This is a genomic window from Anoxybacteroides rupiense (assembly GCF_014196195.1).
Lineage (GTDB): Bacteria > Bacillota > Bacilli > Bacillales > Anoxybacillaceae > Anoxybacteroides > Anoxybacteroides rupiense.
In genome coordinates this window covers 12011-25599 of record NZ_JACIDF010000007.1, presented here as the reverse complement: position 1 = coordinate 25599, position 13589 = coordinate 12011, and the positions used below count along the sequence as shown (strand labels likewise).

The following is a 13589-nucleotide window of genomic DNA, read 5'->3' as shown; positions in this document are numbered from 1 at the left end:
AAAAATAAAATGACAAGCGCGTTCATGGATTAATTTTTTCAATGTTTACTAAGCAATCATATAACGTGCTTCCCAAACCGTTATCAGATTCGCCATCAGGCGTGAGTACATTCACACTTCCACCAAATTTTCCCCATTGTCCTTCATCGACATTGATCGTTTTTGGATGAGCTTTCGCGAGAACTTTCACCTTGCCGATAAGCTCGCCCCGCTCATTAAACAGCCTTGCCATATCTCCATCCGACAGCTCTTTTTCCACTGCAATATCTTGGGAAATCTCAATTTTGATTGATTGCATGGCTTTAATCAAATGATAATGCTGCGAATGATTGGAACGCAGCGGATGGATCGTCAGCAAACGATACGGATATTTTTCCGCTAATCGCTTATTTCCCGCTTTCGATTCAGCTGGGTACATGATTTTTAATTTTCCATCCATCCCTTTTTGTTCTGCGAAGGAAGATGTGAATTCATATTTACCGCTCGGTGTCTGAAAGCGATAATCATTCCATGGGACCGGGTGAACAGGTAACAGCAAATGCTTTTCCTGCTTTAGCTTTTCTAACGTGATCCCGTATTTTTCAAGCCCATCAAGCCCCATCTTTAAAAATTCTTCTCTTGAAAAGGCAAAATCGTCTGCAAATCCTAACCGTTCGGCTAAGCTTGTCCAAATCCAAAGATCTGGTTTCGCTTCTCCTGGAGCTTGAACAAGAGCAGGACCATAATTGACATAAGCATGATACATCGAGGAATAGTAAAAATCCTCCTCCTCAAATACCGTTGTGGTCGGCAGTACATAATCGGCGATCTCCGCTGTATCCGTCATAAACTGTTCAAAAACAACCACCGTTTCCACTGATTGAAAGGCTTGTTTCACTAGATTGGTATTGGGTACTTGAGTCAATGGATTTCCACATGTCACAATGACCATTTTTATATTCGGATCAGTGGCTTGCAAAATTCCTTCGGCTTGCTTCATCATTGTAAATGTACGAGATGCCGTTTTCCGCTCCGGCAAAGTCAAGGCTTCTATATTGAAGCTTTGACCAACCTGCAAATTGCCAAAATTGACGCCACCGCCCCTGATGCCAATATTTCCGCTTAAAGCTCCTACAGCATCAATCAATCGAATCGTATTTCCGCCATTAGCATAACGCTGCATTCCAAGTCCCAAATACGTCATCGTTGGACGGTTTCCGTATATAAGGGCTAACTCTTTCATGATCTCGTGCGCAACCCCGGTTAATTGTTCAATCTCCTCCATTGTGATCTGGTTCAATAAATTCTGGAGATCTTCGAATCCGACTGTATAGGTTTCAATAAAATGCCGATCTTCAAGGCCAAGGCGCAGCAGCTCCTTCATAATTCCCATCGCTAAAAAGCCATCCATTCCTGGCGCTACAGACACATACAGATCCGCGATTTGCGCTGTTTGATTGAAAATCGGATCAATGACAACGAGCTTCGTTCCTTGCTTTTTGACAGACTGAAGATGTCCGAATAAGTGCATATTCGTGCGGGCAACATTTCTGCCCCATATCACTACATTGTTGCTATTGTAAATATCCTCAGGAGCATGGCTGTAAGCATTGCCGAAATCCCACTTTTGCGCCTCAATCCCAGCTCCCCAACAAATGCTTCCTATTAATTCCGTAACTCCTCCGTAGCAATTAAAAAACCGACGATCCAAATTTTTTAGTAGTCCGTTATTCGCGTAATCATGGCTATGAAGAACAGCTGTAGTCTTATACTTTTCCTTAATCTCCCGCATTTTTTCTGCAATTTCATCCAATGCTTGTTCCCAAGAGATCCGCATAAATGTTCCATTCACTTTTTTCAAAGGGTAAAGCAATCGCTCTTGGGAATTGGTCCGTGCCTCCAGCATACGTCCTCGTCCGCAAATTTTCCCTCGAGTAATTGGGTGGCGTTCATCTCCATCCACTTTGATTACTTTGCCATCATGGACCGTCACCTTCAATCCACATGTGTCCCAGCAATTTAAAGGACACGATGAGATATGAACGTCTGGCATTTCCTCCATTCCCCCTCTTTAATAAAGAGCATGAGGAATTACTCCTCATGCTTTTCCAGCACCTTTTTCAGTTTACGAACAAATTCTTTCCTCGGAAGCAACACACTATGGGCACAGCCTTCACATTTGATGCGGATATCTGCTCCCATACGAATCACCTTCCAGCGGTTCGTTCCACACGGATGCGCTTTTTTCATTTCTACAATGTCATGAAGACCAAACTCTTTATCCATTGATTCCTCCTCCTTTACGCATCAGCTTTTGCTCGTGGTTGAGGCAAACCTTCTTCGCCTTCGCGATTATACAGAACAAGCTTTGGAAATGGAATTTCAATTCCATTTTCATCCAAGCGCAGTTTAATCTCCTTGCGCAATGCCCGAGCCACAAAAAAATGGCGCATCGGTTTTGTTTCACAGGTCACTCGAAGGACAACCTCTGAGCTTGTCAAATTTTGAATACCTAAAAGCTCAGGTGCAGCCACCATATCCTCATATTTCTCTGGAAGTTCGCTCAACAGGTGACGAATGACTTCCTCTGCTCGTTCAAGATCTCCATCGTGAGAAACACTCACATCAACAACTGCGACACTATTATGCAATGAAAAGTTCGTTACTTGTGTAATGGTTCCATTAGGCAAAATATGAACTTCGCCTGTCCAGCTTTTTATTTTAGTTACCCTTAATCCAATGGCTTCTACATATCCTTCAAAATTGCCGATTCGAACATAATCGCCCACCGAGAACTGATCCTCAAAAATGATGAAAAACCCTGTAATGACATCTTTCACCAAGCTTTGGGCACCAAAACCAACCGCCAACCCAACAATCCCTGCACCGGCAAGCAGCGTTCTTACTTTCACGTCAAATGTATCTAAAATCATCACAAATGCTATAAAGTAAATAACATACGTAATCGTGTTATCCAGCAGTTTTAATAATGTCGCTTCCCGTCTTTCTGAAAAACGAATCGGCGCTTTTTGGCGCATTTTAAAAATATTATGAACGGCAATTTTTAAAACCTTGGAGATCACCATTGCAACCAAAATAATCGCAATGATTTTTACACTTCCAATGCCAATCTTGGCCCAAAAATCTTCATTAGAAAAAAATTCCCAAACATTTTCATAAGCTTTTTTCATTCTCTTTCACCTTTCATCTTCTCTCTACATACGTTAAATTACCTCTTAATCACTATTATACATACCAATCATTGTACCAATATTTCAAATGATTTTGTAGCGTTGCAGCTTCCGATTAAGCTCTCTTATAACTTCCTCGTTTCACAGCATCCATTGCCATATAAGAAAACTAGAATCCCAATGTATATAATTCTTGTTTTTTCCGTATACTGTTTAGTACTTAATTGATATCAGGAGTGAATATTCATGAGTATCTCTTCGCTTTTTTTTCATTCCAAAAATGAAAAAGAACGAGTTTTCCATGATGAACAAGGAGCCTCTACTTGGATTGCGATGCGCCTTATTTCCCTGCTTTCTTCGCCGATCACGCAACCATTAGCCATTGTTTGTATTGGAACAGACCGATCAACCGGAGACTCGCTCGGTCCTCTTGTCGGGACCATGCTCAAAGAAAAGAATTTGTCTTATTTTCAAGTATATGGAACATTGGAAGAACCGATTCATGCAGTAAATTTAGAGGAGAAAATTAATGGGATTCGCGTTCTTCATGACAATGTTTTTATGATCGCCATTGATGCTTGCCTTGGAAGATTAAAAAGCGTTGGCGCCATTACAGTTGCTGAAGGGCCCGTCCGGCCAGGTGCCGGCGTAAACAAGCAACTTCCTCCGGTTGGAGATCTTCATATTACAGGAGTCGTCAATGTCAGTGGATTTATGGAATTTTTTGTTTTGCAAAATACCCGTCTTCATTTAGTAATGAATATGGCTAAAACGATTGCAAACGGCATTTATGAAGCAGACCGCTATCTGAAGCGTCAAGAGTATTTAGCCGCTACCGCCCTAAATCAAGAACAAATGAAGCCTTTCTAAAGCAAAAATCCCCTCTTGATTCTATAATACAAGAAGGGATTTTTACTTTACCAGAAATGAAGAGCGGTTACAATCACAGCGGTCATAAGGATGCTTGGCAACAAATTAGCGACACGGATCGCTGTGATTCCTAACAAATTCAAGCCGATAGCCATAATTAAAATACCGCCTACTGCAGTTGATTCGGCAATAAATGAATTCATTAATTCTTTCGGAACCCATGTTTGGATTTGTGTTGCTAATAAAGCGATGATTCCTTCATATAGCATAACAGGAACAGCAGAAAAAATGACTCCGATTCCCATTGTTGTTGTAAGAATGATGCTTGTAAATCCGTCAATCATCGATTTAGTATATAAAACTCGATGATCTCCTCGTAAACCGCTGTCCATAGCTCCAATAATCGCCATGGCTCCGACCACAAACAGCAATGTAGCTGCTACAAATCCTTTGGCTATATTTCCTTGGCTGTGTCCTCCTACTTTTCTTTCCAGCCATTGTCCAAGCTTGTTTAATTGATGATCCAGATTCCACAGTTCCCCTATCATACCGCCAAAAACAAGACTGCAAATGACAATTAAAAAATGCTCACTTTTTAGCCCCATTTGTATTCCAAGCAAGGTCACAGCAAGACCAATTCCGCTCATAACGGTCCCTTTCATTTGCTCAGGAATTTTGTGGAATATTTTACCTAATAAAGATCCGATAATAATGCAAATCCCATTCACAATTGTTCCTAATAACACCAAAACAATTTGCCTCCCTAGATAAAGCGGATGATGCTCAATATGCATCCATGCTTTCCAATGTCTTTGTTCGTAAATAAAAATAAAGTAAAATAGCCAAAAAAGAAAAACTGATCTTTCTGTTCATAGTATGTGTAGCTCTTCTTCAAAGACAGTCTCATAAAAGATACACTATGTTATTGGCACCAACTGCGAAGAAAGAAAAAAATAAACCATCAAAGGCTGATGGCTCGGCTATTCATCCAGTTGTACATTTAATAAATGCAAAATTCGTTCTAAATCTTCATTGGAGAAAAATTCGATTTCAATTTTGCCCTTTTTACGATTTTGCTTAATCGTCACATTTGTGCCAAACTTTTCTCTTAATAATGACTCACTTTGTTTAACAAAAACGCTCTTTTCTTTTTTTGGTTTGACTGTTTCACGTGAAACACGCTCGTTAGTCTCCTGAATAAGCTTTTCAAGCTGGCGAACATTTAATTGCTCCGCTATCACCTTCTCAATGATCGCTTTCATTTTTTCTTTTCTTTTTAATCCCAACAAAGCGCGGCCATGCCCCATCGATAACGTTCCATCGGTAATCAACTGCTGAATTTCTTTTGGCAGCGATAAGAGTCGCAAATGGTTCGCAACATGCGGACGGCTTTTTCCGATGCGTTGAGCCAGCTCCTCTTGTGTTAATTGAAGATGTTCCATAAGAGTTTGATAGGCCTTGGCTTCTTCAATAGGAGTCAAATCTTCTCTCTGAAGATTCTCAAGGAGCGCAAATTCCATCATCTGTTGCTCTGTCAAATTGCGCACCACAACAGGAACCGTTTTTAAATGCGCTTCTTTAGCAGCGCGATATCGCCGCTCTCCCACTACAATTTCATAGCCTTTAATGCTTTTTCGCACAATGAGCGGCTGCAAAATTCCATGCTGGATAATCGATTGCTTCAGCTCTTCAATCGATTCCGGATGAAATGTTTGCCGAGGTTGATAAGGATTGGGACGCAGCTCTTTAATCTGAATCTCCTGAATCGTTTCTTCCTCGCTTACTTCCAAATTCGAAAATAGCGCATTAATCCCTTTTCCAAGTCCTTTAGCCACGCGCGACCACCTCCTTTGCCAATTCTAAATACACTTCTGCCCCTTTTGAACGCACGTCATAAAGGATAATCGGCTTTCCATGGCTTGGTGCCTCGCTCAAGCGAACATTGCGCGGAATGATCGTGTCATATACTTTTTCCCGAAAATATTTTTTCACTTCTTGAATGACTTGAAGCCCTAAATTCGTTCGGGCATCAAGCATCGTTAACACGACGCCTTCCAATTTTAATTGCGTATTCAAATGCTTCTGCACGAGGCGAATCGTATTCAACAATTGGCTTAATCCTTCAAGCGCATAATACTCACATTGCACAGGAATCAATACGGCATCTGCAGCTGTCAATGCATTCAATGTAAGCAGCCCAAGGGATGGAGGACAATCAATCAATACAAAATCATATACATTTTTTAAAGGCTCAAGAGCTTTTTTTAAAAGAATTTCGCGTGAAACCACAGAAACTAATTCAATTTCTGCCCCAGCTAATTGAATCGTAGCTGGAATCATATATAAGTTTTCAATATTTGTCGGCCTTACTACATCTTTGGCTTTCATATTTTCTACTAGGACATTATAAACGCACTCATCTACATCGCCTTTTTCAATTCCGATGCCGCTTGTAGCATTCCCTTGTGGATCAATATCGACAAGCAAGACCCTTTTTCCTATATGTGCCAAGCAAGCTGCTAAATTCACAGCCGTTGTCGTTTTCCCTACTCCGCCTTTTTGATTTGCAATTGCAATGATCTTGCCCACGGTGACACCTACCTCTAACAATCGTACTCATATGTCCTATTTTATCATGAAACAAAAAAAATGGATGTATTTTCTATGCATCGCATGAAATAAAAACCTCATCACACGCGATATGATGAGGTCGCATTGAATCATTTATTTTTTCGGGATACGAATTGTAATTTGATAATAATCCTCAAAATCTTCTTCTTCAGAATCGATCGAAAGACCGTTATCAGCCACCATCGCTAATGACTGGCGAATGGTATTGACAGCGATTCGCATATCCTTGCTGAAAGCTTTTCGTTTCGGCTTGGGCTTTGGACGATTGGCTTCTAATATCTTTAATACGCGATCTTCTGTCTGTTTGACATTCAATTGTTTTTCAATAATCTCTTTTAAAAGCTGTAATTGCTTGTCCCGATCCTTTAAAACAATGAGCGCTCGCGCATGCCGCTCTGTAATCGTTCGTTGCAATAGCGCCTCTTGAACCTCTTGAGGCAATTTTAGTAAACGAAGCTTATTGGCAATAGTGGACTGACCTTTCCCTAACCGCTGCGCCAGCGCTTCCTGCGTCAAATGGTGCAATTCCAATAGCTTGGCATACGCCAGCGCCTCCTCAATCGGCGTTAATTCTTCGCGCTGCAAATTTTCAATTAAAGCAACTGAAGCGGTTTCTTTATCATTTAAATTTTTGATAATGGCCGGAATTTCTGTCCATCCCAGCGTTTGAACGGCACGCCAGCGCCTTTCTCCTGCAATGATTTCATATTTGCCATTTTCACATTCACGAACAACAATCGGCTGAATGATTCCATGTGTTCGAATCGTTAAAGCGAGCTCGGCAATTTTCTCATCATCAAAAATGGTTCGTGGTTGAAAACGGTTCGGAACAATTTGCGATACTGGAATTTTTCTTACTTCTTCATTCTCATGTTTTTCAATCATTTCTTCTTGTTCCTTTTCTCCAAAACTAAAGAAGCGCGAAAAAGGATGCTTCATTCCCCTCTACACCACCTTTAAAAACTCTCCCCTGTTTTAACAATGTTCCCAGTCGGCGTTCTCATTCAATTGGAAGTTTATTTGGAATCCCTGGTTTCCGAGGATACTGCTTGGTTGTTTTCCGTTTCTTATGAATAAAAATAATGGTACGCTCACTCTCTTCGATCGGCAACGTAAATGAATGAGTGGCTGCAACTTCTCCACCAAGAACTTTAATCGCTGTTTTTCCTTGTTCCAATTCTTCTTGAGCGGCCGCTGCTTTCATGGCAATAAATGTCCCATTTACTTTCACCAATGGAAGGCATAGCTCACTGAGCACAGACATTCGAGCAACCGCCCGAGCCATGACAACGTCAAATGCCTCTCGGATCCCTTCTCGTCTAGCGAATGTTTCAGCACGGTCATGATAAAAAGCGACATCTTCCAATTCGAGCGCTGAGGCAAGAGCGTGAAGAAAAGTAATGCGCTTTTGCAGCGAATCGACGATCGACAATTTCAGATGCGGAAAGCAAATTTTCAACGGAATGCTCGGAAATCCGGCTCCAGCCCCGACATCACAAAGCGACATTGGCTTTGAAAAATCGTAATAAAACGCAGGAGAAATGGAGTCAAAAAAATGCTTTAAATAAACCCCCGATTGATCCGTAATCGCTGTTAAATTCATTTTTTCGTTCCATTCAATCAACAGCTCATAATAGATTTGAAATTGTTCCAATTGTCGGGGAGAAAGAGAAATCCCTTTCTCCTCCAATAGGCTCTGAAACTGTTTGGTATCCATATGCCAATCCCTTCACTATGTTATTCATTCGACACGCGAGCAATTCTTCCTTGTTCTAAATACACTAATAATATCGAAATATCTGCAGGATTTACTCCTGAAATGCGCGAAGCTTGCGCAATAGAAAGAGGCCGGACTTGTTTTAATTTTTGGCGAGCTTCGGTCGCAAGGCCTGTAATTGCATCATAATCAATATCTTCAGGAATTTTTTTGTTTTCCATTTTCTTTAAACGTTCTACTTGCTGAAGTGACTTTTCGATATATCCTTCATACTTGATTTGGATTTCTACTTGCTCCACCACATCGGACGGAAGCTGTTCTTCAGCTGGAGCAAGCAGCTGAATATGCTCATATGTCATTTCTGGACGCTTCAATAAATCAGAAGCTCGAATGCCATCTTTTAATTCGCTGCCTCCCGCCTGACGAATGACCTCTTGAACTTGGTCTGTTGGTTTAATGATCCATGCTTGGAGACGTTTTTTCTCTTTTTCAATCGCTGCTTTCTTCGCTAAAAACTTCTGGTAACGCTCTTCGGAAATTAATCCCATTTTATACCCGATTTCTGTAAGACGCAAATCGGCATTATCATGGCGGAGCAACAAGCGATATTCTGCCCGGGATGTCAACAAGCGGTATGGCTCATTGGTTCCCTTTGTTACGAGATCGTCAATCAGTACGCCAATGTAAGCATCAGAGCGGCTTAAAATGAGCTCTTCTTTTCCAAGCGCTTTGCGGGCCGCATTAATTCCAGCAATAATGCCCTGCCCCGCCGCTTCTTCATAGCCGGAGGTACCGTTGATTTGTCCAGCTGTATATAAGTTTTTCACTACTTTTGTTTCTAGCGTTGGCCATAGTTGGGTTGGAACAATGGCATCGTACTCAATCGCATAGCCCGCTCTCATCAGCTGCGCTTGCTCAAGTCCCGGAATCGTTGACAATATTTTTCGTTGAATATGCTCTGGCAAGCTGGTGGAAAGCCCCTGTACATATACTTCTTCCGTATTCCGGCCCTCTGGTTCCAAGAAAATTTGATGACGCGGTTTATCGTGGAAACGGACAATTTTATCTTCAATTGATGGACAATAACGCGGGCCCGTTCCTTTAATCATTCCCGAGTACATCGGCGATAAATGCAAGTTTTCATCAATTATGCGATGCGTCTCTTCCGTCGTATAAGTCAGCCAGCACGGCAACTGATCTGTAATGTATTCCGTTGTTTCATATGAAAATGCCTGTGGAGTATCATCTCCCGGCTGGATTTCTGTTTTGCTATAATCGATCGAACGGCTATTGACTCGCGGAGGAGTTCCCGTTTTGAATCGTACGAGCTGAAAACCGAGCTCCTCTAAATGCTCTGACAGCTTAATGGACGGCTGTTGGTTATTTGGACCGCTTGAATACTTAATATCGCCAATAATAATCTCTCCACGCAAAAATGTTCCCGTCGTAATGACAACCGTCTTGGCGCAATATTGAGCGCCCGTATGAGTCATGACCCCTTTGCACACGCCTTCTTCAACAATTAGCCGCTCTACTTTTCCTTGAAGAAGCGTCAAATTCGGTTCACGCTCAAGCGTTTTCTTCATTTCATGCTGATACAAAAATTTATCTGCCTGCGCTCGTAACGCGCGAACAGCCGGACCTTTTCCCGTATTTAACATTCTCATTTGAATGTATGTTTTATCGATGTTTTTCCCCATTTCCCCGCCTAGTGCATCAATTTCTCGAACAACAATTCCTTTGGCAGGGCCGCCGATAGACGGATTACATGGCATAAAAGCGACCATATCCAGGTTTAACGTAATCATTAACGTCTTGGCACCCATTCGCGCTGCAGCCAGTCCTGCTTCACATCCGGCATGGCCAGCACCGACAATGATGACATCATACGATCCGCCATGATACTCCATTTGAAACAACCTCCTTTTCATTTCCCTAAACAAAATTGAGAGAACAGCTGATCAATCAAACTTTCGTGTACCGTATCCCCTACAATTTCTCCTAACAATTCCCATGCTCTTGTCAAATCAATTTGTACAATATCAATTGGGACTCCTGCCTCTATTCCCGCAATGGCTTCCTCAATCGCTTTTTTCGCTTGATGGAGCAAAGCGATATGCCTTGAGTTTGACACATATGTCAAATCCGCAGCTTCCACCGCTCCGGCAAAAAATAACGTAGAAATAGCCTCTTCCAATTGGTCAATGCCTTTTTCCTCTAATAAAGAAGTGGCGATAATCGGATGTTCATTTGCAAGCTGTTTTACACGTTCCATATCGATTCTTTGCGGCAAATCCGTTTTATTCACAATGATGATAACATCCTTCTCTTTTACACTTTCAAAAAGCTGCTCATCTTCCTCAGTCAGCGGCTCATTGTAATTTAAAACAAATAAAACCAAATCTGCTTCTTTCACCATTTGCTTTGAACGTTCAACACCGATTCGCTCGACGACATCCTCTGTTTCGCGAATTCCCGCTGTATCAATCAGTTTTAACGGAACACCACGGACATTGACATATTCTTCAATAACATCTCTTGTCGTTCCCGGAATATCTGTGACAATTGCCTTATTTTCATGAACAAGACTATTTAACAAAGATGATTTTCCAACATTCGGGCGACCGATAATGACGGTTGCCAGCCCTTCTCGCAATATTTTTCCTTGGTGCGCCGTTTGTAAAAGCCGCTCGATTTCTGAACGAACATACTGCGATTTCTCGAGAAGCAGCCGATGCGTCATTTCCTCTACGTCATCATATTCAGGATAATCAATGTTCACTTCCACATGAGCAAGCGTTTCTAAAATCGTTTGCCGCAACTGGCGAATCATTTTTGATAATCGCCCTTCCATTTGATTAAGAGCCACATTCATCGCTCGATCGGTTTTTGCACGAATTAAGTCAATCACCGCTTCAGCCTGAGATAAATCAATACGACCATTTAAAAATGCCCGCTTTGTAAATTCGCCCGGCTCAGCCAAACGAGCCCCATTTGTCAAAACAAGCTGCAAGATACGGTGAACGGAAACTAGCCCCCCGTGACAGTTAATTTCGACGACGTCTTCTCTTGTAAACGTCTTAGGCGCCCGCATAACAGCAACCATTACTTCCTCCACCGTACGACCATCAGCCGGGTCAATAATATGCCCATAATGGAGGGTATGTGAAGGCACATCATTCAGGCGTTTTTTCCCTTTTCCTTTGAAAAGGCGATCCGCAATAGCAATGGCTTCGCTTCCGCTCAAACGAACAATGGCGATGGCGCCTTCCCCCATCGGAGTAGAAATCGCAGCAATTGTATCAAACTCCATATATTTTCACCTCTCTTCTATCCTTGTCTATGATCTATATTGTAAACAAGAGAATCGCTTGCAATCATTAAATAATCCACAATTCAGGAAGTAATCAAAGTAATCATTATCAATTTTAACTTATCCACATGTGAATAACAATAATAACAAAATGAACGTTTTATCTCTTGCCCATGGATGATTTATTCCTTTATTCCAAAAACAAAACTCATGATTTAATCAGGGAGAGCGGACAAGCAGATTGCCAAGAAATCGCTCATTGTTCAAAAAGCGGGCGCATATCACATGCTTCAACCGTCGATAATCTCTTTTTCATGGAACTAAGCGCAAGGACAGTCTCTATGCGCATGGATCTTATTTTTTGCGAAAGCAACAGAAAAAAGAGGCTTTCTCAAATGATGAGATAGCCCCTTCCCCCGCGTTTTATGAATGTTTAAACATCTTATTCCTTGCTTATTTGCTCATGCACGGGAGCTATAACAATATACCGATGAGGTTCTGTTCCAACGGAAAAAGTTTTAACTTTCCGATTATTAGCTAAAGCAGAATGAATGACTTTTCGCTCATATGCCGGCAGCGGTTCTAATTTCACTTCTTTTTTTGTTTTCACCGCTTTTTCCGCCAATTTTTCAGCCAACTGCATCAACACATCGCGACGCCGCGCCCGATAGTTTTCAGCATCAACTGTGATATGAACATAGCCATTGGCATAGCGGTTCGCCACCAGCTGTGTCAATAGCTGGAGAGAATTCAATGTTTGTCCATGTTTGCCAATTAACAAACCGATCTTTTCACCGCTAATGGTAAACTGAATTTCTTTGTCATGTCCTGCTTCACTTTTCGTCACACTCGCTGGAATCCCCATCTTTTCAATCACATTTTTCAAAAAAATTTCTGCCTCTTCAATTGGATCAGGATGTACTTTTACCTTTACAACCGCTGGTTTATTGCCTAAAATACCAAGAAACCCTTTTTTCCCTTGCTCTAATACGTCAATTTCCACGCGATCTCTTGAAACGCCTAATTGATTTAATGCAAGCTGAATAGCCTCATCAACAGTCGAAGCGGTCGCGGTTACTTCCTTCACTTTTTCTGTCCCCCTGAATGATTAGATTTTAAATCAGGACCTTTAATAGCATAGGTTTGTACAATAGAAAAGATATTTCCTACTACCCAATAAAGAGATAAAGCAGCTGGAAAGTTAATACCAAAAACAATAATCATAATCGGCATAATCCAAAGCATCATCGCCATCTGCGGATTTTGCTGCTCAGTCCCTGCCATCATTATTTTCTGTTGAATAAATGTCGCTACCCCAGCTACAACAGGCAAAATAAAATACGGATCTTTAGCTCCAAGATCGAACCATAGGAAATTATGATCGGCAATTTCTCTTGTTCGCATAATGGCATGGTAAAAACCAATTAAGATCGGGGTTTGGATAATGAGCGGAAAACAACCGGCTAATGGATTCACGCCATGTTTCTGAAATAGCATCATCGTCTCTTGCTGTAATTTTTGTTGCGTTTCCATATCTTTAGAGCTATACTTTTCTCTAAGCTTTTGTAACTCAGGCTGCAATGCCTGCATCGCTTTCGCATTTCTCGTCTGTTGAATCATCAGGGGCAAAATAACAAGCCGGATCAAAATAGTAACAATGATGATCGACAAACCGTAGTTTCCACCAAATAGGTGCGCCACATATTTAATCAACCACGAAAGCGGATAAACAATATACTCGTTCCAAAATCCCTTACTCTCCGATGTGATCGGCTGATTTACTTGTGAACACCCCGCTAATAGAGCTATAAATGCAACAAGTGCGATCGTTAACCAAATTCGCCTTTTCACTACATTTCCCTCCTAACATGTCCAAAATCCGGTTTCT

13 protein-coding genes are annotated in these 13589 nt (G+C 41.5%); 1 reads left to right on the top strand and 12 read right to left on the bottom strand.

Features of this window, described 5'->3' with window-relative positions; translation table 11 throughout:
* Positions 1-22: 22 nt before the first annotated feature.
* Genes GGQ95_RS12220 through GGQ95_RS12210 form a run of 3 tightly spaced genes read right to left on the bottom strand, consistent with a single transcriptional unit; the run spans position 23 to position 3170 of the window.
* The gene (locus GGQ95_RS12220) at positions 23-2032 is read right to left on the bottom strand and encodes a molybdopterin-dependent oxidoreductase (RefSeq protein ID WP_183186880.1); all 2010 of its coding nucleotides are present in this window, start codon (positions 2030-2032) and stop codon (positions 23-25) included.
* Between the two features lie 38 nt (positions 2033-2070).
* The gene (locus GGQ95_RS12215) at positions 2071-2265 is read right to left on the bottom strand and encodes a DUF951 domain-containing protein (RefSeq protein ID WP_080862676.1); all 195 of its coding nucleotides are present in this window, start codon (positions 2263-2265) and stop codon (positions 2071-2073) included.
* Between the two features lie 14 nt (positions 2266-2279).
* Positions 2280-3170 (bottom strand): mechanosensitive ion channel family protein, encoded by an 891-nt coding sequence (locus tag GGQ95_RS12210; RefSeq protein ID WP_066150812.1) that lies wholly within the window; start codon positions 3168-3170, stop codon positions 2280-2282.
* A 246-nt stretch (positions 3171-3416) separates the two neighbouring features.
* Between GGQ95_RS12210 and yyaC the strand changes: the two genes are divergently transcribed.
* The gene (gene yyaC / locus GGQ95_RS12205; RefSeq protein ID WP_044745154.1) at positions 3417-4040 is read left to right on the top strand and encodes a spore protease YyaC; all 624 of its coding nucleotides are present in this window, start codon (positions 3417-3419) and stop codon (positions 4038-4040) included.
* Between the two features lie 47 nt (positions 4041-4087).
* On the opposite strand, the gene GGQ95_RS12200 is transcribed toward yyaC, so the two are convergent.
* From GGQ95_RS12200 to spoIIIJ, 9 genes are all read right to left on the bottom strand, one after another.
* Positions 4088-4789 (bottom strand): DUF554 domain-containing protein, encoded by a 702-nt coding sequence (locus GGQ95_RS12200; protein ID WP_080862690.1) that lies wholly within the window; start codon positions 4787-4789, stop codon positions 4088-4090.
* 231 nt (positions 4790-5020) lie between these two features.
* Positions 5021-5875, bottom strand: coding sequence for a ParB/RepB/Spo0J family partition protein (locus GGQ95_RS12195; RefSeq protein ID WP_066150815.1), 855 nt, complete (start codon positions 5873-5875; stop codon positions 5021-5023).
* On the bottom strand, positions 5868-6629 hold the full coding sequence (locus GGQ95_RS12190) for a ParA family protein (RefSeq protein ID WP_044745152.1): 762 nt from the start codon (positions 6627-6629) through the stop codon (positions 5868-5870). Before GGQ95_RS12190 ends, GGQ95_RS12195 begins: the two co-directional genes overlap by 8 nt.
* A gap of 135 nt (positions 6630-6764) precedes the next feature.
* Positions 6765-7610, bottom strand: a complete 846-nt coding sequence (gene noc, locus GGQ95_RS12185) for a nucleoid occlusion protein (protein WP_066150818.1) — start codon at positions 7608-7610, stop codon at positions 6765-6767.
* A gap of 61 nt (positions 7611-7671) precedes the next feature.
* Positions 7672-8388 (bottom strand): 16S rRNA (guanine(527)-N(7))-methyltransferase RsmG, encoded by a 717-nt coding sequence (gene rsmG, locus GGQ95_RS12180; RefSeq protein ID WP_066150821.1) that lies wholly within the window; start codon positions 8386-8388, stop codon positions 7672-7674.
* A gap of 20 nt (positions 8389-8408) precedes the next feature.
* A complete protein-coding gene (mnmG, locus tag GGQ95_RS12175; protein ID WP_066150824.1) occupies positions 8409-10298 on the bottom strand; it encodes a tRNA uridine-5-carboxymethylaminomethyl(34) synthesis enzyme MnmG in 1890 nt (629 codons plus the stop codon).
* A gap of 17 nt (positions 10299-10315) precedes the next feature.
* A complete protein-coding gene (gene mnmE, locus GGQ95_RS12170) occupies positions 10316-11701 on the bottom strand; it encodes a tRNA uridine-5-carboxymethylaminomethyl(34) synthesis GTPase MnmE (protein ID WP_159720677.1) in 1386 nt (461 codons plus the stop codon).
* Between the two features lie 442 nt (positions 11702-12143).
* Entirely contained in the window at positions 12144-12788 is a 645-nt protein-coding gene (jag, locus tag GGQ95_RS12165; RefSeq protein ID WP_044745147.1) for an RNA-binding cell elongation regulator Jag/EloR, read from the bottom strand.
* Positions 12785-13552, bottom strand: coding sequence for a YidC family membrane integrase SpoIIIJ (gene spoIIIJ, locus GGQ95_RS12160; protein WP_044745146.1), 768 nt, complete (start codon positions 13550-13552; stop codon positions 12785-12787). The genes jag and spoIIIJ overlap by 4 nt, the downstream gene beginning before the upstream one ends.
* Positions 13553-13589: the final 37 nt, after the last annotated feature.